19 protein-coding genes are annotated in these 24,456 nt (G+C 61.0%); 8 read left to right on the forward strand and 11 right to left on the reverse strand.

Annotation, left to right across the window (positions count from 1 at the left end):
• Positions 1–178 precede the first annotated feature (178 nt).
• From ACTHXA_RS13900 to gndA, 3 genes are read right to left on the reverse strand one after another with little or no spacing between them, the layout of a single operon-like run.
• The gene (locus ACTHXA_RS13900) at positions 179–1,210 is read right to left on the reverse strand and encodes an LLM class flavin-dependent oxidoreductase (RefSeq protein WP_441673394.1); all 1,032 of its coding nucleotides are present in this window, start codon (positions 1,208–1,210) and stop codon (positions 179–181) included.
• A complete protein-coding gene (locus ACTHXA_RS13905; protein WP_441673396.1) occupies positions 1,207–1,629 on the reverse strand; it encodes an ankyrin repeat domain-containing protein in 423 nt (140 codons plus the stop codon). The genes ACTHXA_RS13900 and ACTHXA_RS13905 overlap by 4 nt, the downstream gene beginning before the upstream one ends.
• Positions 1,626–3,086, reverse strand: coding sequence for an NADP-dependent phosphogluconate dehydrogenase (gene gndA, locus ACTHXA_RS13910; protein WP_441673398.1), 1,461 nt, complete (start codon positions 3,084–3,086; stop codon positions 1,626–1,628). The genes ACTHXA_RS13905 and gndA overlap by 4 nt, the downstream gene beginning before the upstream one ends.
• A gap of 98 nt (positions 3,087–3,184) precedes the next feature.
• On the opposite strand from gndA, the gene ACTHXA_RS13915 reads away from it, so the two are divergent.
• The 5 genes from ACTHXA_RS13915 to mfd all read left to right on the forward strand — a co-directional run bounded on the left by ACTHXA_RS13915 (position 3,185) and on the right by mfd (position 9,499).
• Positions 3,185–4,087 (forward strand): hypothetical protein, encoded by a 903-nt coding sequence (locus ACTHXA_RS13915; protein WP_441673400.1) that lies wholly within the window; start codon positions 3,185–3,187, stop codon positions 4,085–4,087.
• A 145-nt stretch (positions 4,088–4,232) separates the two neighbouring features.
• Positions 4,233–4,853 (forward strand): 50S ribosomal protein L25/general stress protein Ctc, encoded by a 621-nt coding sequence (locus ACTHXA_RS13920; RefSeq protein WP_441673402.1) that lies wholly within the window; start codon positions 4,233–4,235, stop codon positions 4,851–4,853.
• Positions 4,854–4,865: 12 nt separating this feature from the next.
• On the forward strand, positions 4,866–5,453 hold the full coding sequence (pth, locus tag ACTHXA_RS13925) for an aminoacyl-tRNA hydrolase (protein ID WP_441673404.1): 588 nt from the start codon (positions 4,866–4,868) through the stop codon (positions 5,451–5,453).
• Positions 5,453–5,890 (forward strand): D-aminoacyl-tRNA deacylase, encoded by a 438-nt coding sequence (gene dtd, locus ACTHXA_RS13930; protein ID WP_441673406.1) that lies wholly within the window; start codon positions 5,453–5,455, stop codon positions 5,888–5,890. Before pth ends, dtd begins: the two co-directional genes overlap by 1 nt.
• Positions 5,891–5,899: 9 nt before the next feature.
• Complete coding sequence (mfd, locus tag ACTHXA_RS13935; RefSeq protein WP_441673408.1) at positions 5,900–9,499, forward strand: transcription-repair coupling factor; 3,600 nt, start codon at positions 5,900–5,902, stop codon at positions 9,497–9,499.
• Positions 9,500–9,542: 43 nt separating this feature from the next.
• Here mfd and ACTHXA_RS13940 read toward each other — a convergent pair whose 3' ends face one another.
• A complete protein-coding gene (locus tag ACTHXA_RS13940; protein ID WP_441673410.1) occupies positions 9,543–10,196 on the reverse strand; it encodes a response regulator transcription factor in 654 nt (217 codons plus the stop codon).
• On the reverse strand, positions 10,193–11,371 hold the full coding sequence (locus ACTHXA_RS13945; protein ID WP_441673412.1) for a sensor histidine kinase: 1,179 nt from the start codon (positions 11,369–11,371) through the stop codon (positions 10,193–10,195). Before ACTHXA_RS13945 ends, ACTHXA_RS13940 begins: the two co-directional genes overlap by 4 nt.
• 131 nt (positions 11,372–11,502) lie before the next feature.
• On the opposite strand from ACTHXA_RS13945, the gene ACTHXA_RS13950 reads away from it, so the two are divergent.
• Positions 11,503–12,003, forward strand: a complete 501-nt coding sequence (locus ACTHXA_RS13950) for a hypothetical protein (protein WP_441673413.1) — start codon at positions 11,503–11,505, stop codon at positions 12,001–12,003.
• 152 nt (positions 12,004–12,155) lie between these two features.
• On the opposite strand, the gene ACTHXA_RS13955 is transcribed toward ACTHXA_RS13950, so the two are convergent.
• The 4 genes from ACTHXA_RS13955 to ACTHXA_RS13970 all read right to left on the reverse strand — a co-directional run bounded on the left by ACTHXA_RS13955 (position 12,156) and on the right by ACTHXA_RS13970 (position 18,584).
• Positions 12,156–14,594 (reverse strand): VWA domain-containing protein, encoded by a 2,439-nt coding sequence (locus tag ACTHXA_RS13955; RefSeq protein WP_441673415.1) that lies wholly within the window; start codon positions 14,592–14,594, stop codon positions 12,156–12,158.
• Positions 14,591–15,379 (reverse strand): sensor domain-containing protein, encoded by a 789-nt coding sequence (locus tag ACTHXA_RS13960; protein ID WP_441673417.1) that lies wholly within the window; start codon positions 15,377–15,379, stop codon positions 14,591–14,593. Before ACTHXA_RS13960 ends, ACTHXA_RS13955 begins: the two co-directional genes overlap by 4 nt.
• Before the next feature lie 287 nt (positions 15,380–15,666).
• The gene (locus tag ACTHXA_RS13965; RefSeq protein ID WP_441673419.1) at positions 15,667–17,799 is read right to left on the reverse strand and encodes a hypothetical protein; all 2,133 of its coding nucleotides are present in this window, start codon (positions 17,797–17,799) and stop codon (positions 15,667–15,669) included.
• Positions 17,800–18,047: 248 nt separating this feature from the next.
• The gene (locus ACTHXA_RS13970) at positions 18,048–18,584 is read right to left on the reverse strand and encodes a hypothetical protein (protein ID WP_441673421.1); all 537 of its coding nucleotides are present in this window, start codon (positions 18,582–18,584) and stop codon (positions 18,048–18,050) included.
• Positions 18,585–18,607: 23 nt separating this feature from the next.
• Between ACTHXA_RS13970 and ACTHXA_RS13975 the strand changes: the two genes are divergently transcribed.
• Entirely contained in the window at positions 18,608–19,342 is a 735-nt protein-coding gene (locus ACTHXA_RS13975; RefSeq protein ID WP_441673423.1) for a MazG family protein, read from the forward strand.
• Between the two features lie 7 nt (positions 19,343–19,349).
• Positions 19,350–20,657 carry a histidine--tRNA ligase gene (gene hisS / locus ACTHXA_RS13980; protein ID WP_441673425.1) on the forward strand — a complete coding sequence of 436 codons (1,308 nt, stop codon included), beginning with the start codon at positions 19,350–19,352 and terminating at the stop codon, positions 20,655–20,657.
• Here the strand turns inward: hisS and ACTHXA_RS13985 are convergent.
• On the reverse strand, positions 20,635–22,626 hold the full coding sequence (locus ACTHXA_RS13985) for an FAD-dependent oxidoreductase (RefSeq protein WP_441673427.1): 1,992 nt from the start codon (positions 22,624–22,626) through the stop codon (positions 20,635–20,637). The genes hisS and ACTHXA_RS13985 overlap by 23 nt on opposite strands.
• Before the next feature lie 14 nt (positions 22,627–22,640).
• The gene (locus ACTHXA_RS13990; protein ID WP_441673428.1) at positions 22,641–24,353 is read right to left on the reverse strand and encodes a sodium:solute symporter family protein; all 1,713 of its coding nucleotides are present in this window, start codon (positions 24,351–24,353) and stop codon (positions 22,641–22,643) included.
• Positions 24,354–24,456 lie beyond the last annotated feature (103 nt).

A 24,456-nucleotide genomic window follows, 5' to 3' on the forward strand; every position in this document is an offset into this window, starting at 1 on the left:
CACCTCATTCCGTTACGCCACGCTGTCCACAACCTCCATGGGAAGAACACCTAGGCGGCTGCGCGCCGCGACGCTCGCCTCACCTCGCCTCACGCAGAGTGGCCATTGGTTGTTGCTTCCCGCAGGAATTCCAACAACCATTGACCACTCTGCGGAATGGGCGCGGATGCGCAACCGCCTAGAGCGGAGCTCCGGGCTCCCAGCCGAGTGACGGGCCGATGCGGGTCGCGAGTTGCGTGAGCATCTGCTTCCAGTCATCCAGCTCGAGTTCAAACGGCAGCTCGAAGAGATAGTCGTCACCGCTTTGGAAGGCCGCGTCGGTCTTGATGTATTCAAGGATCTCATCGAGGGAACCGAGCACATCCAACGCGATAATCGTGTTCTTCCCGTGCACCTTCTTCGTGCGTGGCGTGCGCGCCTCGACGTAGTCGCGGTAGCGCGCGATCTGATGATCGGTGGCACCGTCGGTGGGGACGATCACGCGCGCGACTGAGACGTGACCGCGATGGTCGGCCGGAGTCGCACCGTGGAAGGTCTCGATCTGCGCCTGCTGTGCCAGGTCGAACTCTCGCACGCCGTTTTCGGTTGACGAGATATTGCTCATCAGCCAGTTGAAGCGATTCGCGCCGGCCCATTCCGCCGAGCGCAGCGACCCGCCGCCGTACCAGAGCCGCTCGGCAAGCCCAGGGCTGTGCGGCTCCACTCGCTCCGAATCAACATCGCCACCGAATCCCAAGTACTCGGGCTTCTCGCGCACTTTGTCTCCGCGCAGGAATGAGCGCAGCCGCTCGATGCGGGCATAAGTGTAGTCTTCTTCCCGCCAACCCGAGTCGTAGACGAGGTCGTTGAGCGCATCATCCGGGTACCCCGGTCCGTGGACGCTGAGCCCCGGCTCGAGACGGCCACCCGAAAGGAGGTCGGCCGTTGCGAGGTCTTCGGCAAGGCGGAATGGGTTCTCAAAGCCGACCGGGATCACCGCATTACCGAGATGGATGCGCGTGGTGTGTTGCGCGATCGCGGCCTGCAACACGGCAGGCGCAGAGAGCCCGTACTGCATGTGCCGGGTGCGAATCCATCCGCTGTCAAGACCGAGCTCCTCGGCGAACCGAAAAAGCTCAATCGCATCCTCGAGCCCCCGCCGTGGGTTAGTTCGCGAGGTCGGTACGAGGTGGATGAATCCCAGCCGCCTGGGGACGCGTGTCGCGGTCATTCTCGGGTCACTTTCTCGCTCTCATTGCCGAGGACGGAGGAAAGAATCTTCTCGAACTCGGGCCAGCCGAATACCTGCGCGGTGCCGCGCGCGGAGGGCTGACCGGCATCCGGATCGGCACCCGCAGCGAGCAAGACGCGCACGGTCGACTCATCCTGCTTGAACACCGCGCAGGTGAGCGCGCGTTGCCCGCGGTCATTCGCCGCTTCGAGGTCGGCGCCGCGTTCGAGGAGCATCTGCACCGTGTCGGTGGCGTCGTGATAGGCGGCGAGCGTCAAGAAAGAATCGCCACCCGAATTGCGCATGTTCACGGGCGCACCGGCTTCGAGGTATGCGGCGAGCTCCTCGGTGCGGCCCTCGCGCGCATAGTCGAACAGGCGATTCGCGAGTTCGATTGTTTCTTCTGAGGGCTGGGTCATAGTTGTACCTCGTTGCGGTCTGCCGACCAGTTCGTGTGGAAGGCTCCGGGGCGGTCGACGCGGCCATAGGTGTGTGCGCCAAAGAAATCGCGCTGGCCCTGGACGAGGGCTGCGGGGAGCCGGTCACTCGCGAGCGAATCATAGTAGGAGAGCGTGGCCGAGAATGCCGGCGCGGGGACGCCCGCGTACGCTGCGGTCGCAACGACTCGGCGCCACGCAGCGCCACCGTCTGCGACCTCTGCCGCGAAGTAAGGGTCTGCAATCAGCGACTGGAGGGATGCATCGCGGTCGTAGGCTTCGGCAATGCGGTTGAGGAATCGCGCGCGGATGATGCAGCCAGCACGCCAGATCTTTGCCACGGCACCCGGGTTGATGTCCCAGTTGTATTCCTCGGCACCGGCAAGAATCAGGTCAAAGCCCTGCGCGTAGGCGATGACCTTTGAGGAGTAGAGCGCACGGCGCACGTCTTCGACGAAGTTCTCGTCCACCTCAGGCGCTTCTGGCTGCGCGGTGATCGTGGGGCGGACGGCTTCGCGCTGTTCGACGCGTCCCGAGACGCCACGCGCGAAGACTGCCTCGCCAATGCCGGAGACCGGTACCGCGAGCGAGAGCGCATTTTGCACGGTCCAGGTGCCGGTGCCCTTCATCCCCGCCTGGTCGACAATGATGTCGATGAACGGCTTGCCGGTTTCTGCATCGACGTGGCGGAGCACCTCGGCGGTGATCTCAATCAGGTAGGACTCGAGCTCACCCTTGTTCCACTCGGTGAATACATCGGCGATCTGCGCGGGTTCAAGGCCACCCACGCGGCGCAGGAGGTCATAGGCCTCGGCGATGAGCTGCATATCGGCATACTCGATGCCGTTGTGCACCATCTTGACGAAGTGTCCGGCGCCATCGGTACCGACGTGCGTGACGCAGGGGGAGCCGTCTTCCGGCGCGCGGGCAGCGATGGATTCCAGGATGGGACCGAGCGTTTCGTAGGACTCTGCGGTCCCTCCGGGCATGATCGAAGGTCCGTTGAGGGCCCCCTCTTCGCCACCCGAGATACCGGCGCCGACAAAGTGGATGCCCTTGGCACGGACCGCTGCCTCGCGACGAATCGTGTCGGTAAACAGCGCGTTACCACCGTCGACGATGATGTCGCCGGGCTCGAACACGTCGCTGAGCTGATCAATGACAGCATCGGTACCGGCACCGGCTTGAACCATGATGATCGCGGTGCGCGGGCGCTGCAGTGACTGTGCGAATTCAGCGACCGACTCCGTCGCCACAAAATTTGCCTCGGGGTGCTCACTCACGAGAGTTCGTGTGCGTTCGGGAGACCGGTTGTATACGGCTACAGTATTGCCTTCTCGCGACGCGAGATTGCGCGCCAGGTTGGCTCCCATCACGGCGAGGCCAACCACACCAATATTTGCGGATGCGGTGGTCTGCGCGGAGTCTGTGGATGTCATTTTGCGCCTTTCGGGTAGTCCAATAGATCTATTATCCGGTTTGCGTCGGTGGATGCCGTTAACCTGACTAAGAAGCCCCCAGTTTAGGAGGATTGCTGATGAGTCGACAGAACGACCCGGATCAAAACAGCGAAAACGAACCCACGAAGGCTTTCGACTACCGAGAGTTTGAAGATCAACAGCAGTCCGGGGAGCCCGATTGGCAGCGTGCAACGGGTAGCGACACCCCGACGGACGAGATTGAGATTCCACAGGACGTGAGCGATCGCACCCGGGCGATGCCCGCATCCGGACAGCATGACTCTGGGCGCTCAGACTCTGGGCGCTCAGACTCCTACACCGCTGCGGATTCGCGTACAGAAGAGCCGACCGTGGCCCTGCCGAAGCAAGAGCAGCGCTATGAGCCCATGCCCGGGTATGAGGATGTCGCGGCGACGCGACCGCAAGCGCAGTCGCGGCAACAGGTGCCGTCGCAGTATGCGCAGCAGCCCCAATACGTCCAGCAACCGGCATTCACGCCCTACCAGGGCGACGTAACACGCAACGTTTCGAAGGGCCCATCGAGTGGCGCGCGGGTGGCATCGGTGGTCATTAATTTCTTTGTCACAATCGGACTTGTTTTGGCGGTGTGGGACTACATGGGCGTGCAAACCATGAACTCGGTCATTATTACTGCGGTGCGAGAAATTCCAGTCCCGTTTGCGGTCGTTATTAATTCGGTTTCGATTGTGATTGGTGTGCTGCTGCTGATTAGCGGACTCACACTCGCACTGTCTGGTTTAGGCGCAGCAATTTTTGGCGCGCTACTTGCGCTGGGTTCGGCGGTGTTTTTGTTCGTCCCCATGGACTGGCTCGGCGGCGGCGTCAACCAGTTCATTGGCCTTTCGCTGCCCATACTCATTCCGATTGCCTTTTTCATGCTTGCCGCGGGTATCGGCGCGCACTTTGCCCGACGATCGGGTGCGAAGAAAGCGCTTCGTTCTATGCCGCGAGGTGTGTAGACTGAATCGTTGTACTTCGGCGAGGGATGCATCCGCATCCGTTATCGACGCGGTCGAGTGGGGCCTTTCATTTGGCGCATCCACGCGTTCGCGTGCGTTGTGCCGCAACTCACACGGGAACATCTCCCCTTGAAAGGACACCTCAATGGCAACTGTTGAGAACAAACTCAGCGTTGAAAAGCGCACCTCATTCGGTAAGGGTGCCGCGCGCAAGATCCGCGCGACCGACCGCATCCCGGCAGTGCTCTACGGTCACGGTTCGGAGCCTGAGCACATCATCCTCCCCGGCCACCAGACCATGCTGCTCCTGCGCCGTGCGAACGCGCTGATCGAGCTGGACATCGAAGGCACCAAGCAGCTTTCGCTCGTGAAGGACGTGCAGCGCGACCCAGTTCGCCAGATCATCGAACACGTCGACCTCATTCTCGTCCGCAAGGGTGAGCAGGTTGAGGTTGAGGTTCCCGGACTCGTCGTCGGCGAGCCTTACCCCGGCACCATCGTGGTGCAGGATGCGGTCACCATCGCCGTCCTCGCAGACGCCACCAACATTCCGGAGAACATCGAGGTTGACGTTGAAGGCCTCGAGGCCGGCGCGTCGATCGCGATTCAGGATGTGAAACTCCCTGAAGGCTCAACCTTGCCGGATGCCGAAGCTGAGATCGTGCTGCTCTCGATCATGGAGCCTCAGGAAGAGCCCGAGGAGACCGACGAGGAAGGCGCAGAGGGCGCCGCCGAGTCCGAGGGCGAAAGCGAAGACTCGGAGTAGTCTGCTCTCAGTATGGCAACGGATGTGTGGCTCGCAGTCGGTCTCGGGAATCCCGGAGACCGCTATCGAGCCACCCGTCACAACGTCGGTCACATGGTGGTTGACGAGCTCGCGGGTCGGATGGGGGAGTCATTCCGCCGCCACCCGCGAGCGAACGCCGTCGTGGTGGAGGGCCGCCCGGTGCCGGGCGGCCCGAAGCTCGTTTTGGCGAAATCCAATGGATTCATGAATGTCTCTGGCGGGCCGGTATCGCAGCTCGCGCAGTACTATTCCGTGCCGATCGAGCAGCTCATCGTGATTCATGACGAGCTTGATCTGCCCTTCGACACGCTCAAACTCAAGCGCGGCGGTGGCCACGGTGGCCACAACGGCCTGCGCGATATTTCTTCCGCCCTCGGCCCCGACTATTTGCGGGTGCGGGTTGGTGTCGGTCGGCCTCCCGGACGTCAGGATGCTGCCGATTACGTACTGCGCCCCTTTGGTTCCACCGAGCGCGACACTCTCGGCGTACTGCTGCAGGACGCCGCTGATGCGGTGGAACTCATCATGGAACGCGGCCTCGTGGATGCGCAGCAGGTTGTGCACGCCAAGGTCAAATAGTGCGCGCTGTCGTCACCCGTTGCAGCTCGGCCGCTGTCGAAGTTGACGGCGAAATCGTCGGTCAGCTGCCGAAGCCGGGCCTGCTTGTCCTCGTCGGCGTCACGCACACCGATGACGAGCGGGACTGCCAAAAAATCGCCCGCAAGCTTGCCGGTCTGCGCATCCTCGACGAGGAGCAGAGCGCACTCGACCTCAATGCGCCTTTGCTGCTCGTGAGCCAGTTCACCCTCTACGGTGACGCCCGCAAAGGTCGCCGACCATCCTGGTCGAATGCGGCGCCGGGCTCGGTCGCCGAGCCACTCCTGGAAAGGCTCGCAGATATGCTCCGCGCCGACGGACTCCACGTCGAGTCCGGGGTATTCGGCGCCATGATGCGGGTCTCGTCAGTAAATGAGGGTCCCTTCACCGTCCTGCTCGATTCTGCTGAGATCGCCTAGACTTTACTGGTGAGTCTGCACGGATTATTAGCTGTTCTTGAGACGTCTCCGACCTTTGCAAATGTTGCGAGAAGGGCGGATCGCGACGCCGATTTCACCCTCGTCGACGGGTTGCGGGCACCCGTACTTTCCTCTCTCATCGAGGAGCGTGCCAGCATCACCGGCAAGCAGCCGATGCTGCTCGCCATTACCGCGACGAGTCGTGAGGCCGAGCAGTTCGCGAGCGACCTCGCCGCGTTCCTCCCCGCAGCCCAGATCGTGGAGTTTCCCGCCTGGGAGACGTTGCCGCACGAACGACTCAGCCCCTCCGCGGATGTCACCGGGCGGCGCCTGGCAGCAATGCGCGCACTCGGTAAGTGGCAAGAGGAGGCACAGCCCCGGCAGCCATTCGTGCTGTTTGCCTCGGTTCGGGCGGCGTTGCAGCCGCTCATGCCCGGCTTGGATGCGCCGCTCACCATCGAGCTTCGCACGGGTACTCGGGGCCACGACCTCGAGCAGATCGCGACCCGGCTCGTGGAACTCGCGTATCAGCGCGTGGATATGGTCACCCGTCGAGGCGAGTTCGCGGTCCGCGGCGGAATCCTCGACGTCTTCCCTTCCGACTCCGCGCACGCGCTTCGAGTGGACTTCTTCGGCGATGAGATCGACGAAATCCGGCCCTTTGGCGTCGCCGATCAGCGGACCTTTGAGGACACCGTCGACGAGGCACTGCTGACGCCCAGCCGCGAGTTGCTCCTCACCGAAGCGGTGCGAAACCGCGCCCGCGAAATGGCCCCCGAGTTTCCCAACATTGAAGGGCTGCTCAGCAAGATTGCTGAGGGCATCCCGGTTGAGGGGATGGAATCACTCGCTCCGGCACTGGTGGACAAGCTCATTCCGATTGTTGACTACTTGCCGCAGGATGCCGCGATTGCGGTACTGGCCCCGGAACGCGTGGTGAGCCGCGCATCCGATCTGCGCGAAACGAATAAGGAGTTCCTTGACGCGGCCTGGAGCGCGGTGACCGCCGGGGCGGATGCGCCGATCGACCTCTCCGGTGGTGACTATATTTCGCTGCGCGAGCTGCGAGCGCTCAAGGGGCAGCGGCCTTGGTGGACGCTCTCACCCTTCGGCGGGGATGATGACGGGACCTTCCACGTCAACGGCGAGCCGGTGCCGTCCTTTGCGGGAAACTCCGATGGCGCCATCGATCACACCGTCGAGCTGTTGCAGGACGGGTGGACTGTCGTCATGGCGGCGAACGGGCATGGCCTCGTCGAGCGTGCACAGCAGGTGCTTTCTGATCGTGGCGCTGCCGGTCGGCCAGTGGATGCGCTGCCAGAGTCAGAGCTTGAAGCTGGCGTGGCCTACCTCGTGCAAGCGCCGCTGACCGCGGGCGTGCAACTGCCGAAGCACAAGATTGCGCTCGTGACCGAGTCGGATTTCTATGGTCGCGCCGTCGGGTACAACGCCTCCGCGCCGAAGAAACTCGCGCGCAGGCGCGCAAACGCGGTGGTGGATCCGCTGCAGCTCAAGGCCGGTGACTATGTGGTGCATGACCAGCACGGTGTCGGTAAATTCCTGCGGCTCGAGCAACGCGAGGTCCCGGTGCCGGGCACGCGCGGTAAGAAATCGGTACGCGAATATCTCGTGCTTGAATATGCGCCATCCAAGCGCGGTCACCCCGGCGACAAGCTGCTTGTGCCCACCGACCAACTTTCGCAGCTCACTCGATACGTTGGCGGGGAAGCGCCCGGGCTTTCGAAAATGGGCGGCAGCGACTGGGCCGCAACGAAACAGAAGGCCCGCAAGGCAACGAAGGACATTGCGGTGGGGCTCGTGAAGCTCTATTCGGCCCGCGCCGCCTCGAAGGGATTCGCGTTTTCGCAGGACACCCCCTGGCAGCACGAGTTCGAGGAGGCCTTCCCGTTCATCGAGACACCCGACCAGCTGCAGACCATCGACGAGGTTAAGCGCGATATGGAGCGCGAGATCCCCATGGACCGGCTCCTTTCGGGCGATGTTGGCTTCGGTAAAACCGAGGTGGCCGTCCGCGCCGCGTTCAAGGCAGTGCAGGACGGTAAGCAGGTCGTCTTGCTCGTGCCGACGACGCTACTGGTGCGACAGCACACCGAAACCTTCAATGACCGGATGGCTGGATTCCCCGTACAGGTGCGTGCCGTGAGCCGCTTCCAGACCGCGAAAGAGGTCGAGGATACGCGCCAGGGACTCGCCGACGGCTCGGTGGACGTCGTAATCGGAACCCACCGCATCCTTTCGGATAATTTCACGTATAAGGATCTCGGCCTGATCGTTATCGACGAGGAGCAGCGCTTCGGTGTCGAACACAAAGAGAAGCTGAAGTCACTCAAGACCAACGTTGACGTGCTCTCGATGAGTGCCACGCCCATCCCGCGCACGCTCGAGATGGCAGTGACCGGGATCCGGGAGATGTCCACACTCGCGACGCCACCGGAGGACCGGCACCCCATTCTCACCTTCGTTGGGCCGAAGTCGGATAAGCAGATCACCGCCGCAATTCGTCGCGAACTGTTGCGTGAGGGCCAGGTGTTTTATGTGCACAATCGCACCGCGAGCATTAATGCGGTCGCGGCGCACATCGCCGAACTCGTACCGGAAGCTCGGATCGCCGTGGCGCACGGTCGGCTCAGCGAGAAACGGCTCGAGCAGGTGATTGTCGACTTCTGGGAGCGGAAATTCGATGTGCTGGTCACCACCACGATCGTGGAAACCGGTCTCGATATCCCGAACGCGAATACGCTCATCATCGACGATGCGGAACGCTACGGCCTCAGCCAGCTGCACCAGTTGCGCGGTCGAGTGGGGCGCGGTCGCGAGCGTGCGTACGCGTACTTCCTCTACGACGGCAATCGTCCGCTCACCGAAACCGCGCACGATCGACTCGAGACGATCGCGGCGAATAACGAGCTCGGATCGGGTATGCAGGTGGCGATGAAGGACCTCGAAATTCGCGGTGCCGGTAACGTGCTCGGCGGCGAACAGTCGGGCCACATTGCCGGGGTCGGATTCGACCTGTATTTGCGCATGATCGGCGAGGCCGTGGATGCGTTCCGCGGCGAAACGCCCGATATGCAAACCGAATTGCGACTCGAGCTGCCGGTGGATGCGCGTATTCCGGATGAGTACATCGACTCCGAGCGACTGCGGCTCGAGGCCTATCAGAAACTGTCGGCGGCAGCATCCCCGGGCGCGAGGCCGGGGGCACTCGACCTCGTCGCGGAGGAACTCCACGACCGCTACGGTGAACCGCCGGATACGGTGGCGACGCTCTTCGCCGTCTCGCGCATCCGCCGGATGGCCGTCAAGCTCGGGCTCTCGGAAGTGGTAGCCCTCGGCAAGAACCTGCGCATTGCGCCCGCGCAGCTCTCGGAATCGAAGCAGCTGCGGCTGCGGCGCATGTATCCGGGTGGGAAATACCTCGAAGCGGGGCACGTGGTGAACCTGCCGCTTCCCGCGGGGCGGATGGGTGAGACCCCGAGCGATGAGGAAATCCTCGAGTGGGTACGCAGCGTCTTCCGGGCGCTCTTCGATGCGACCGAGGAATCGGTCGAAGAAACCGAGGAAACGCGCGACAAGCCCGGGGGCTAGACGCACAGCATCGCTCGGCTGGTTCGATCGGCGTTTGCGCCCACTAGTCTTCCACGAGCCCGGAACGATGCGCCAGAATCGCGAGCTCGGTGCGGTCGCGGGCGTGCAGTTTGCCAAGAATCCGGCTCACATAGGTGCGTGCGGTCGCGGTGCTGATGTGGAGCGACTGACCAATTTCCTCGTTGTTCTCGCCGCGTCCGATTCGCGCGAGCACTTCGAGTTCGCGCTCGGTGAGCTCTTCGAGACGCCCATCTCGCGCTCGCGGTTCGGGTAGTGACGCGAGGTGCGCCATGATTCGGCGCGTGATTGCGGGGGAGAGGACGCTGTCGCCCGCTGCGACGGTGCGAATCGCATCCCGGAGCGCATCCGCCGAGGTGTCTTTGAGGAGGTACCCCGCCGCGCCCAGACGAATCGCATCGAGAATGTCTGCATCGTCATCGAAGGTCGTGAGAATGAGCACCGCGGTGCTGTGAAGCTCCTCATCGGCGCGGATGCGGCGGGTCGCTTCAATGCCGTCGCTACCCGGCATGCGAATGTCCATGAGCACCACTTCCGGGTGCTGGCTGCGAACCTGGGCTACCGCATCCTTACCGTTGATCGCCTCGCCTACGACCTCGATATCTTCGGCATTTGCGAGCAGTGACCGCAATCCAGCGCGGACCAGGTCTTGGTCATCGGCAATGAGCACGCGAATCATTGCTCCTCCTCGAGGGGGATTTCGGCGGTGACGAGAAATCCGCGATCGGTTGCCTGAGCCCGGAACTGACCGCCGAGCGATTCGACGCGTTCTCGCATCCCGCTGATGCCGTGTCCTTCGCGCACGGGTGCGATCACGGTGCCGTTATCGGCGACTCGGATGCCGAGGCGCTTGTTCTTGGCGCGGATTTCGATACGTGCGTCAGTCGCATCGGAGTGGCGCGCGATATTCGTCACGGCCTCTTGAACGACGCGGTACACGGTGGATTCGAGCGAACTCGAAAGCGACTCGGGGACGTCAATCTCGGTGGTGAACTGGATTCCCGCGATCGACTCGGTCAGGGCGTCGAGGTCGTTGAGCCGCAGTGATTGGCGGTTCGATGACTCCGTCCCGCGCAGCGCCGTCACGGTACGCCGCAGGTCGCTCATGACCGCGGTGCTCGTGTCTTTGACCAGGACGAGGGCGTCCGTTGCTGCCTGCTCATCCCCGCGAGCGATTGCTTCGCGCGATACCTCCGAGTGCAGCGAAATCACCGAAATCGCGTGACCGACCGAGTCGTGCAGGTCGCGCGCGAGCGCAATGCGGCTCGCTTGTGCCTGCGCTTCCGCGTCCTGCCGGGCCTGTTGCGCAGTGAGGGCGACGAGTTGCTCGCTGCGGGCGAGCAGTTCGCGGCGCGCGCGAATGCTGTCGCCGAATGCGATCGCGGCGGCCATGAGCAGGACGTGACCGCCGAGTTCGTAGCCCACAACCACCGAGGCATCTTGGCCCTCGAGGAGTCGGAATGACAAACTGACGACGAGGACCACCACGCTCGCGAGGATCGCCCAGCGCAGCTTTCCGACTTCGGCAGCCGAAAACAGCGCCGCAGCCACCGGCACTGCAACACCGACGGCAGGATAACCCGCCGCGTAATACGCGAATAAACCGAACACCGTAATCCCTAGCACAATCACCGGGAATCGCCGTCGGACGAGCATGAGCGCACCGAGCCCGACGGCCCAAAGGTAGGCGAGGGCATCCGGCTCAGTTCTACTGGCAAGATTCGCGCTGATCGAGAGACTTACGACAGCAGAGACGGTCACCCCGAGGAGAGCGTCGACGACCCAGTGAGGAATTCGGGCGCGCGCGCCTTCGCGACTCCTTGCTCCTTCGCGACCCGAAACGGTTCCACCCATGGTTCAAGAGTAGGTCGCTCGAGATCGGTGTGCAGTCGTTCGGAAGCGATGCGAACTGTCGCTTTTCGACGTACTGGAAGCGAGCGTGGCTGCGGATTCGCCAGCGTCGGGCTCTTCGTAGCGTGAAACACATGAATAAATTCACTGACAACGACACTGGGAACAGTGCCGGGCGAACCGGTCCGGTCCGGAAGCAGCGAGGACTCGGAATGCCGATCATCGCTCTGATCGGTTTGGCGCTCCTCGGAATACCGCGGGTGGTGCTCCACGATCTACACCTCCTGCATGAAGGCACGGTCGTGAATGCGGTCTTTGTGTTTGTGCCGTTGATCGTGTGGATTGTTGTCGTACTGTGGCGACGAGTCCCAAATGCATTCGTGACGGTCCTCGTGATCGGCGCGTTCTACGGTGTGCTCCTTGCGCTCGGGCACCAGCTGCTGTGGGGGATTAGCTTCGGTGACTCGCCGCCTCGGCTTGGCGGGAATCTCGCGAATCTTGACCCGAGCATCCAAGAGATGATCATGCGGTTCTTCGCCGCGATGTCGAGCTTGTTCACCGGCGTTGTGGTGGGTGCGATCACCGGTCTTGTGGCGTGGGGTTTGCAAGCGATTCTGCGCCAGATTCGAGGATGAGGGACAGGAGTGGCGAAGCAGGGTTGTCAGCCGCTTCGCGGCGTCGCGAGGTATCAGGATGCGTACAAGCTCACCTACGTGCGTGGGCCAAGGGCATTATCGTGATGCTCGCGCAAGCGCTCTAGGCGGACCACCGCACGTCGAGAAGCTCGCTACCAGTACATCGTGACCACGTCGACCAGTTCTGTCTTTGCGCCGTATCCATCGCCGCCGACACCAACACGGAGGAAACCCGATATGCCTGGTTCCACAAAGTAATACGGCAAGAATTCGGCCTCGCCTTCGAGCGGATATGCCCACAACGTTTCGAATTCGTCGGGAACATTCGGCGATTGACATGCACCAGAATAGCCGCCGAAGCCCTCGGCCGGTTCCGGTGCTGCACCTGTGCCAAAGAAACACACTCTTCCATCAGAGAGTTCAAGCAATACCGGTCGGGCTTCTTCACTCGCCGAACCTGATTCGCCAATTTGCTCCTCGACGGGGTGCAAGGTCCATCCGATTGAAGTGCCGACGATGCCCACACACAGCATCTCGGATTCGCCATCGTTCAAATAACATTTTTCGTCGTAGACACAACTCACCAAGTCGGAGCGGTAGCCATCTCGGCCGCAGGCTATGAGCGCCTCACCCTCTTCAGCCGATGCCACAACACTGCCGTCAGCCCAGGGATCGAATCGCTCCAGAGCGGTTAACGAACCAGTGTCACTGTCTATATTGCCAGCAGCTTCCGGATCTGTCTCCGTCACGGAGTCTCCGCCAAGTCCCTGGTCCTCGAGTATGTACGGGATCATGTCGTACCAGGATGACCGTTTCGTGCCGTCTTCGATTTGGATCCCCATGATGAGAGCACCATCGAAGTCACTCACAGCGCCACTGAAATTCTCAGTCGAGCTTGCGCTCAACACGAACGCGAGACTGTGCCCTTCACGATCGGTTACCGCATATCGCCAGGCGCCGCCCACGTCATTGACGAACACGGTACCGTCTGGATACGCATAGCGCGCGGTGAGGGCGGTATCACCGACACGGATGCCTCGAGCTGCAGGCAGGAGCGAACCGTCGGGAAAATCCTCGAGGCTGCTGGCCCACTGATTGCCGACTTGGATCAGTCGAACGGTCCGATCCGGGTTCAATTCGAGAGTAATGAGCTGGGCCGGATAACCGGAAGAATCAGAACCCTCATAGTGGGTCCACTGGTAGCCACCGGTTTCGCCGGAATAGGATTCCATGGCATAGAAATTCTCGCCCTCTACGGGAGCTTGAAGCCAGGGCACCGCACGCTGGACTTGTTCCATCGAGTCGCCGAGCCGGATTGGTCCGATCCGGTCAAACTCGACTTCCCAAGATGACAACTCGCTCGCGGACTCCTCGACCGGCACACAGAGACACACGGTGATTTGAGTGATGGTTCCGGAGTCTTCGTACACGCGGTATCCAGTACGGATACCGGTGTCGATGGCATAGATCCCAAAGGCTCCGTGGTCATCAGTGCCGGAATCCACAGCGGGACCGTAGAGCGTCTCCGCATCGGCAATGGGATCCCCAACAGCGAGACCATCTCGAGTGGGCGTCGCTTCGACGGGAATGATCTGCGTTACGCCATCGTCTTGGAGCTCGATTGTGCCCCAACCGCAGTCCACATACACGTACTCGATACCGTCACGTGTTTCCTGGGATTGCACTTCGGCGTCGGGGACCAGTGAGAGAACTTCGTCAAGACGCATTCCCATCCCAACGTCATTGAACCCCGACTCGGACAGTGAATGCCCTTCGAGCTCGGGATCCACCGCGATGTTGAGCTTCGAAGTGAGTTGCTCGATGTTATTCGCTTCGGTATAGCTTCCGCCACCGGTCTCGCCGATGCACTGGAGCTGCTGCTGCGTCTGCTCGTCATCGTCCAGGCTAAAACCAACCACGTGAATCGCGAGGCCCGAGTTGCTGGAGTGCAATTCAGATGCGATTTCGCAAGCCGGTGGCGGGGAACAAGTATCCACACCATCCGAGATCAATACGATGTTTCCCGATTGACCATCACCAAACATGCTCGAGGCTTGGGTTAGTGCCGGGCCAAGCGGGGTGAAACCAGAGGCTTCAATCCCGCTCACCGAGTTCTGGAGCTCAGCGTGGTCGACCGGCCCAATTTCGGAAAGCGTCACAACATCCTGACACCCAGCCTCTCGCTCAGCGTCGGTGTTGCCCGTGCCGGTACCGAATACGAGCAGGCCGACCTCTGCGCCCTCCGGCAGATTGGCGATCGTGGTGGCAACCGCTTCCCGCGCGACATCCATCCGAGTACTGCCATTTGCTGTTTCTCGGACCATTGAACCTGACGCGTCCAGAATGATCACCACCGGTGTCGCATCGCTAGAAACCGGCGCAGTGGTGGAATCCGCACCGGCGATTTCCTGACGCTCATCGTTGACCGTGGTGGTTTCGGAGGGAGAAAACACGCCCTGCTCGACGGCTCGCGCGGTCGCTACCGAGCCGATTGCCACCGCGGCACCGAGCGTAATGACGGCGATGATGGCAAGAATCCACAGTAGGGGACCGCGCGCGTTTCTGGGAGCGGCATTGGCAGTATTGTTCACAGCGATCCCTCTTCAAGTTGTTGCAATGCGGTTTCTAGCCGATCGGCAAGAGTATTTGCGATGACCTCTGGGTCGGTATTCATCGCAGTTTCTTGCGGCATGCTTATTCTCACTACCGTGTTTGCGGTGTGCGCGTAGATCCCGATTTCCGAGCCGTATTGCATTTCGAGCGAGCCGACGATGACTTCCACGTCCTCGCGAGACTCCTGTGCCAATTGTGTATAGATGACATCAGGCGTTGTGGACGTACTCTCATAAAAATCTGAGGACATAAAATTGAATTCCGTACAATTTGATGTTGCGTCGACGTAATACTCCCACATGCGATCCGCCGTTGAAATATCAGCGTATTGCATTGCGTATTGGTGGAGGCGATCCCCACCGCCGCTGAGATCGGAAAGCGCAGTTTCGTGTCGCTGATGCCGTGCGCCAACGACCGCGGCGGCATCATTCATGATGAGGGGAAAGCACGTGGCTGGTTCACCGGTCGCGCCTTCGGATTCACCCGCGTGCCAAAACACGGGGGACGCTGCCTCCGGGTTAGAGGTTTCTGGAAATAGGGATGCTACTTCTTCATCAGTAAGCAGGAGTGCTTCCAGCTCATTCCCGATGAATACCTCGGGAACTGCGTGCAGCGCCGCTTCCGAGTCTGATCCGTTCGCTGAATCTGAGCCGTTGGGCTCGGCGAGTGGGCCCGTCAGCGCCCAGCCAGATACCCCGCCGACGACCACCGAGGCGGTGATTACGCTCCCGATGGTCCATAGCAATGCGCGCGTCGATAACATCTCTGTCTTTCTTGCGTTGAAACGTGGCAGGAATTAATTGCGCACTTTGGCCGCGACGATTACTGCCGATTTTTCGGATAGAAAAATGAAGCACGGAATACACAGAATAGCTAATTCGGATGCGTCGTATTCCGTTCTATTAACTATGCGATTGGCCAGCTCGCAGTTGCTTTTCTGGTCTTTGCGAGTGAATTCCTATCTGCATAGTAGCAATGGTCCTGCTTACTTGGTAAGGGTTAAGGAATTATTCATCAGAATTCAGTGAAGTGTGTGTGAATCATCGTGGTTTAGCGGCGCGGTTCCTGCAATTCGTCGAGAACGTACGGCTCTTGGGGATTGGCTATCATCGACTTTTGTTGCTGTCGGCGCAGCGATACCCACACCGCTATTGCAATCAACGCGTACACAACGTAGAGACCTGCCCACACGAGAATCGGCGTATTGACCGTCTCCCAACTTTCGGGGAAGGGGATCAGCACGAGCGCGAACGCCGCGGCCACGACAGCGTAAATCCCAGCCCAGGCTTGCCAACTCCAACGGAACAGGTCGTGACCGGGCAGTCCCGGCACCGGCGCGAGGAGAATCGGGAGCGCTGATAGCGCTCCAATGGTAAGTGCTGCAAGCACTTCGCTCACAAACAGCAGGCCAACGTCTCCGCTCGCTGTGGCACCGTTGCGGGCAAATGCGCTAAATGCGATCCAAGCGACCACGCCGATAGTAAAGAGGTAGATGAGTTCGATCGCTGTCGCATCCCGATCGTCTGCAGGCTTTGGCTGTGAGAGGAATGCCACGGTGATGATGGCACCGAATACGAGGCCAGGCTGGAATCCGGTCAGAAGCGTAAACGCGACGGCCGCGAGCACGATGAGGATTGACCCGAAGCGGAATCTCGGGGCGGCGGCGAGGCCTCGTCTTGCCATCACCAGCACGATAATGAGCGCGGCGAGCACTGATTCCACAACCATCGTGGTGAACACCGTGAGTAGCACGCGAGCCGAACCGGCGTTGAAACCAAAGTCTGGTTCCACGAACCCGGCGAGGATACTCACCACGATGACGCCGAAGACCACGCCGACCCATCTCGGGATCCGAGCCAATCGCTTGCCAAGGGAGTCGAGCATCCTGGCCGGCGCGAAGCGTGCAAGTGTCCCGGACCGTAGCCGTTCGTAGTTATTACCGATCGCGGATTCAATGAGTTTGGCCGGCAAACCGAGTAGGACGACGAACACACCGATGCCCGCCACAGTGGCTGTCGCGGTTGCCGCCGTGAAATTGAGATCGTCAATGGTTCTCAATGAACTGAGCACCGAAGGCTCATCGGCGGTGAAGGCCTCGTCCTCGTCCTCCGACAACGCCACCTCTTCGGTTTCCGCAAGCACTTGCGAGGCATCGTAGGCGGCAACATTAGCGCGCAGCTCATCCATCATCGGGGTATCTGACACGTAAAACCACTCGCCGGTCGCGGTGAATTCGTGTCGAAAATCGAAGGTGACGGGCGCACCGGCCCACATTGGATCCGACATATCGACATCGACCCTCGTCGTTTCGCCTGCCGGTTCGTCCACGACGACGCTTGTGTAGCCCTGCGTCAATAACTCATCGATCTCGGCTTGGGCTTGCTCTTCAGTAACCTGCGCGTATCCGACTGACACACTCGCATCGGATTGGGGGACGCCCCACATGCAAGACAGGCCACCGAGGGCGAGGAAGGGGTCGTCCGCCGGACGCTCAATGGGGACGTAGCCAGATTGTGCGAGGCTCTCGAGCGTCGCCTCATCCAATAGCCCATCGCAGGTGAGCTCTTCGCCGTAGGCCCATCGGGGACCAGTATTGGTTTCGTCAGCATCGGTCGTCGCATCGGCCTCGGTGACGTTGTCCTGAGCATCCTCGTACAAGTCAGTGACCGCCACGTGAAGTGCGTCAGTGTCCACGGCGGTGAATTCGAAGTCCAGCGATGCAAACTGCAGGTAAGTCTTGTAGAACCAACCGTCACGAATGGCGCCGCGTTCTTCGAAGTGGGCCGTGCCCATGATCCAGTCCTCGTCCAGGGAGCCAGGAGACATGGAGAAATAGTCATCTAGCGCAGCACTTGCCGTGGTGACCATCGCAAGTGAGATATTCGACGCAACTAAGTGCATCACCGCGCCACCGGACGGGTCCATCCACTCACAATGCGTGCCACCGAGGAAGGCGAAATCGGAACTCGGATACGACGGAATGCTCAGCGTGAGTCCGAGGTCATCGACTTTGTCCTGCGCATCCGGACCAAGGGTGCTGAGCATCGCGGCACAGATCGCTTCATCGCTCGGGTCCTGGTCCGTGTCGATGGCAGCGGTGGCAGCGGTGGTTGGCAGCCACCCGAGCACGGCGAGAACTGCGGCTGCGATCAAAACACGGATTACAACAACAGCACGGCGCATCGGTCTGGCCTTCCTCGGCAGTGACGCTGGCGGGTGAACGAGTGAGTGCGAGACCCACGTAATGCCTCAAGTATGACCAAGAATCAGTGTTGCCACGCGCACGGTGTCCGAGTTGATTGATCCCTGCACTCGAGGCAAAGAGCGCGCAGTACTGGCCGGTCAGTGGTGAGTTCACCGGGTACTCACGCGCATTCTCGCCACCTCAAGCGACGGCGTGAAGCGCTACCGACCACTGTAGATTTGCTGCGTTAATCGACTTCTTCGTCGTTGGGGCCGGGTGCACTCGCGGTGAGCAGAATCGCCGGCAACGCACCGGTCATCCCCGGACCGAATACGAGCCCCAACACGGTACCGAGACTGCGGACCATGTCACTCTCACTCGCGAGATCCCCGTACGCGCGTTGCATGGCGGCGTCGATCCCAAACCAAATGAGCCCTACCAGCACCGCGACAGCAGCAAATTCGAGCAACATGAACCCGAGCGAGGTGAGCGTCCGTTTCGGCCAACCCTGTCGGATGAGGCCAGCATCCTGACGGGCGCGCGTTCGACGCGCAATCAAAATTCCGGAGGAGATTCCCGCGGCGAGCAGGGTAAACACCGGAATGATGCCGCCAAAGAATCCATAGGCGAGGCCCACCTGCATATTTGCTTCGCCACCCTGCTCCACACGAAGCGCTTCGGCCGCCTCGAACCAGATCGCCGCACCGATACCTGCCGCCACAAAGAGTCCCGCGACGAGGCAAATAATGTGAACGAGAGTCGGGACGCGACGAAGAGTGGCCATAGCTCCAGGCTAACCTGGGGCCCATGCACGACGCGCACACCGGCCAGGCATCGCATCCAGAACTGCTCGCCCTCGCCGAACTCATGAACCGCTTTCGAGGCGAACAGGGATGCGCGTGGCATGAGCAGCAGACTCACGAGTCGCTCGTTCCCTATCTCACCGAGGAATCTGCCGAGGTCATCGACGCCATCGAGACCGGCACCCCGGATGACCTCCGAGAAGAACTCGGCGATCTGCTCTTTCAAGTCCTCTTTCACGCCGATATTGCCCGTTCCGAAGGACATTTCACGCTCGAGGATGTCGCACGGGACCAGGCCGCGAAACTGCGGCAGCGAAATCCGCACGTGTTCGGCGATACGCCAACCCGCGACGTCGACGAGATCATTCGACTGTGGACCGAAGCAAAGGCGCAGCAGAAACAGCATCGTACTTCCGTACTGGACGGTATTGCGCCGGGGATGCCCGCACTTGCGCTCGCGGCCAAGGTGCTTGGCCGAGCGGAGGAACCCGGGATGAACGTGTCACCGGAGGAGTTGACCGCGCAGGCAGCGGGTGGAGAGCATGCAGGCGATGAGAGCACTGAGGATGCGTTTGGCCAGTCCCTGTTGGCGGCCGTCGCCGCGGGGCGGGATGCGGGCTTAGACTCGGAACGGGCACTGCGCCAAGCGGTGCGTCGCCTAATGGAGCAGATTCGCAACGTGGAGCGCGAACGTGCACAGGCGGGCGCTGCACAAGACGGCGCCGCGCACGAGTCATAATGGACTAATGGCAACTCAGATTAATCCTCCGCGCGGAATGCGCGATTTCGTGCCCGCCGAAAAGCGTCGCCGTGAGCGCGTGCTTTCGAAGATTCGCGAAGCGTATACGGCACATGGATTTGACGAGATTGAGACCCCCGTCGTTGAAGACTCTGACCGCCTCCACTCGGGGATGGGCGGAGACAATGAAAAGCTCTCCTTTGCCATCATGCGTCGCGGGCTCGATGACGCCGCGCTCCAGGATGCTGCCGACCAGGCCGACCCGCTGGCATTGAGCGATCTCGGCCTGCGCTTCGACCTCACCGTGCCGCTCGCCCGCTTCATGGCCACGCACCGTGGCACGCTGCCAAACGTATTCCGAAGCTTGCACATTGGCCCGGTGTGGCGCGCGGAGCGGCCCCAGAAAGGCCGGTACCGCCAGTTCGTGCAGTGCGATATCGACATCCTCGGGGAGCCCGGAGCACTCGCGGAAGCGGAGCTGCTCGTTGCCGGTTCCGCCGCCCTCGCGTCTTTGGGGCTGACGAGCTGCACGATCCGCGTCAATGACCGACGGCTCCTCAACGCGCTGCTCGAGTGGTGCGGGTTTGCTGAAGAGCACCAGCCACAGGCTCTCATCTCGATCGACAAGCTCGACAAAATTGGCACCAAGGGTGTCGTCGAAGAACTCGCCCAAACCGACCCGGAAGCAGCTGAGCGCATCCACCAGGCCCTCAATAACTGGGCCGAAGGAATCAAAGCGGGTATCCCGCTCACGACCGAGAGCATCCTCGCCTCGCTGCCGGAAGGCCTGCGGGAGCAGGCGGCGGCCGTCGAAGCCGCCGAGTCGCTCGGCGAGGTCGCAGACGCCGTACAAGCGGGTGGGGGAGCGCTGTCACTCGTGTTCGACCCAACCCTGGTACGAGGGATGGGCTATTACACGGGCACGATCTTTGAGGTAGCGCACCCCGAATCGGGCTCGTCTGTTGGTGGCGGCGGCCGTTACGACGGCATGATCGGCCGTTTCTTGGGCCAGGATGTGCCGGCTTGCGGATTCTCGATCGGATTTGAGCGAATCGTCGACCTCGTTTCAGACTTGCCTGAAGACGAGGAAGAAGCGGTGATTCTGCTCGTGGATAAGAAACTGTCCGTCGGGGACGTCATGCGCATGAAGCAGTCCCTCTTGCAACCAGGCCGCCGCATCCGAGTGGAGCGGCGGCCCAAGAACGTGCGCGGCCTACTCGATCGAGCGAGTGCTGAGGGGTTCACTCACGTCGCGCACGTTCGGGATGCTCAGGTGGAGGATCCCTCGACCATTACGCTCGAGCCGCTCGGTTAGGCAGTAAGGTTCCTACCGCTTCGAGGACGGATTGGGCGGCTAAGTAGCCTTCGAGGGCTGCCTCTTCCAGGGCCCGAGGCCCGTCAACGTCACCAATTCGAGTGCCGAGAGTATCTTCCGAATCGACCGCGGGTACCCGTCCATGCGCGATCACCACGGTCGAAACCTCCCGCGGTAATTCGGTCACGCGATCGGAGAAAGATCCTCGCAGGACGACTTGACCATCGACCACATCAGCCTGAGTGAACGGAATGACGGTGCACTCCGGGACGTCGATGCGCTTGAGATACCCAAACTGCTGGTAGTAGTGAATATTCACCGCAGGCATCGCGCCTCCGTAGGCGTAGCGCACCGTCTCCCCGTGTTGGAGCGCGATTTCCACGCAGTCGAGGCCGGTCGGTTCGCCACCCCAGTCACTGACCAGAATCCCACCATCGAGATACTCCTCTGGCGACCGGATGAAGGTCCACGCATCCACAATGCGTACGTGATCGACGGTGGAGAATCTCTCATCCAGATACACCTGGGCACCGCGGGCATCGATCACGTGCTGGAACTCGGCCAGGTCTGACGCAGTGGGAGCCGCGCCAAGTTTGAGATCGATGCCGACATTGTCAACTAGCTCGCGCTGCCAGTTCCGCCAACTTGTCCACGTGAACTCGTGGTCCGGCGCTAAACCGGCAGTGCGCAATTGACCGCCGATATCACTGTCCTTTTCGAATACGGTCACTGGTACTCCGCCAGCAGCAAGTTCCGCTGCTGCGGCCATGCCAGCGACACCGGCACCCAGAACCGCAGTTCGGTGAGCAGTGTCCGGTGCCGTACCGCGGCGCACCACCGGTTGCGGCAAGTCGACCTCGCGGCCGGTGGCCTGATTCACCACGCACGAAATCGGCAGTCCCGCATGATAGTGACCAATGCATCCGACGTTGCAACCGATGCACGGGATGATTGGCTCACCCTCCTGGGCCTTACGAACCAAGTGCGGATCGGCAATTTGTGCCCGCGTCATCCCGACCATGTCCGTGAGCCCCTGAGCGAGGGCCGCTTCCGCATCCTCGAGGTCGACAACTCGAGTCGTGGCCATGACCACCGGCGCGCCTGCAGCCTTGCGTTCGGGTAACCGGCTGAGGATGCTTTCGGGCATGGATTTGGGTCGGGGTGCGATGAACGCACCGCCTGCGAAAGTCGCCGAGTCGCCCATGGTGTAGGAAATGAAATCCACCGGCAACGACTCGGAGATAGTCTGCGAGAACTCCAGACACTCGGCCTCGGAGAGACCCGACTCGGACATTTCGTCGAGCGCCAGTCGACAGCCCACCGCCAGCTTGTCACCCACGCGGTCGCGGACCGCGGCGATGACTTCGGTGAGAAAACGAAGTGGATGCTCGATGCTGTATTGATCTGACCGGTGGTTACTTCGTCGAGTGAAGAACTGCGATGGCAGGTAGGCGTGGGAGGAAGAGATCTCTACCCCGTCGAGCCCGGCACGCAGCATTTGCTCTGCCGTGAGGGCATAGCCGTCGATCAGCTCCCTAATCTCAACGAGGGTGAGCGCTCGAGGCTCCACGTGGAAACGCGAGGAAGGGACCGCGCTCGGTCCGAGTGCGGGAGCCTTCGGTGCGCTCGCGATTTGTTCTCGACCACCGTGGAAAAGCTGGACCAGCATCCTGGTGTCGTGCTCGTGCAGCGTGTCGGCCACCTCACCGAGTCCGGACACGATTTCGGGCCGGTAGCCAGCGATGGTTTTCGGGGTGAGGAGACCGGAGGGGTGAACCGCCGTGGCTTCAACAAAGATTGCGCCAGCGCCACCGCGGGCTCGTTCCCGGTGATACGCCAAGAACTCCGGGGTGGGCATGTTGTCGTGGATGAGAGTGGTCTGGTGGGCGGAAGAGAAGATCCGGTTCTTTACCGTCATTGGCCCGACTTGGAGCGGCCGGAAGATCTCCGTATACGTGCTTGGTTGCATTCTTCTGACCTCCGTTATCCGACAATCTGCCCGTAGGGGATCGCGTAGAAGAATACGAGTGCGACGAACACGAGGAAGCAGATAATTGCCACGCCCCAGGCCATGTAGCCCGTCTGGCGGATCCGTTTCGGGTCACGTTCATGCGCTGGCGTAATCTGCAGCTTCTCGAAGTACGCGACTTCCTCTTTCGAAGGCTGGTTGCGGAAGTTTCCGATATAGATACCGAGGATGCAGGCAATAAGGCCCAGGATGACCGGGTCGGCCAGTGTCGGCAAGGTATATGGCGTGAATTCGTTAATGGTCTGCAGACCAGCCGAAACAACGAACCCAGCGATCATGCCGAAGATGGCGCCTCGAGCAGTGATGCGTCGACTCTGCGTGGACCAAATCGCCACCGGACCCCAAGATGCGGCAAAGAGCGTGGCCGCAAAGTAAGCGATGGTCATGATGACCGGCGGCATAACGAACGTGAGGATGAGCACTGCCACACTCACGAGCAACATCACGTTCCGCGAGGTGCGGAGCTTAATTTTGTCGGCGTCCCGGGCGAGATCTACGTCAATATTGGCGGTGGCGAGGGACTGGTCGCGTCCCTTCTTGGCAAGTCCACCGGATTCTACTTGCGCCGCGGTTGCGGAAGCGAATTCGGGTCGCTTTGAGAATGCGGGAAGGATGTCATTGGCTGCCGAGAAACCGACAATCGAGAGGAACGACGCTGCCGAAGAAAGTCCCGCTGCGACAATTCCGGTCACGATCAAAATGCCGATGATCCCGGGCAAATGGTTCTGCGCGATCCAGATAAACGCGACTTCGCTCGGTTCAATATTCGGATTGATGAGGTTGATCGCGAAGCCTCCGAGCGTAAGGAAGAGGTACAGCACGATCAACGCTCCGGTGGCGAACATGCCGGAGCGAATCGCGACGTGTTCGTTCTTAGCCATGAGGAATCGACTCGACTGCCACGGGCTCACCGCGACTACCAGGGCCCAGACGATACCTAGAGTGATGGCATAGATCAGCACTTCACCGGGGCTACCCATATACGAATTCTCACCAGTGAGTCCGTGCCAGGAGATGCCGTCAGGTTTCTGCATAAACTGCGTCATCTTTTCGGTGGCGGCAATAGGGCCACCGGCGCCACCGATGACGAATCCCATCCCGACCACCGCGGCGACGGTGAACACCACGAACATGATGGTGTCGTTAATGAGGATGCCCTTCGAACCGCTCAAGAGCGTAAATGAGGTGTAGGCGACCCACACGATGATGATGATGACCCACTCGGGGATATCGATCAGTTGACCGATGATGAGTGCCAGGCCATGCGAGACAGATACGAGGTAGAGCCCGATTCCGATCACCACCATGATTCCGGCGATGGCTTGGATCTTCTTGGAATTGAAGCGCTGCCCGAAGTATTCCGGGACGGTGAGCGCTTCCGACCGGCGCAGATACCTTCCGAAGAGAAGCACGCCGACCGCGTATCCCGAAATATTAATCGAAGCGAGGATGAGCATCGGGACGGCGTATCCGTCGTAGGAGAATCCGAGCTCACCCATGAAGGAGACAGTGGAGACGAAGGACGCGACAAGGGTACCCGCCACCAGGAAGGTGGGAGCGTTGCGACCGGAGACATAGTAGTCATCGGTGGTCTTTACAGAGCGTCCGACGACCGCACCGATGATGAGATAGAGGACAAAGCTACCGAGAATTGCGAGTGCGAACATCAGCTGTCCGCCTTATACGCCTTGCGCACAATCACCCAGGTGATGAGCGTTGCTATCAGCGGTACACCGCCGACGACGAAACTGGTTATCAGTGCTGGCACCA

Origin of the sequence: Gulosibacter sp. (genome assembly GCF_052090685.1) — a bacterium.
In the GTDB taxonomy this organism is placed as follows: Bacteria; Actinomycetota; Actinomycetes; order Actinomycetales; family Microbacteriaceae; genus Gulosibacter.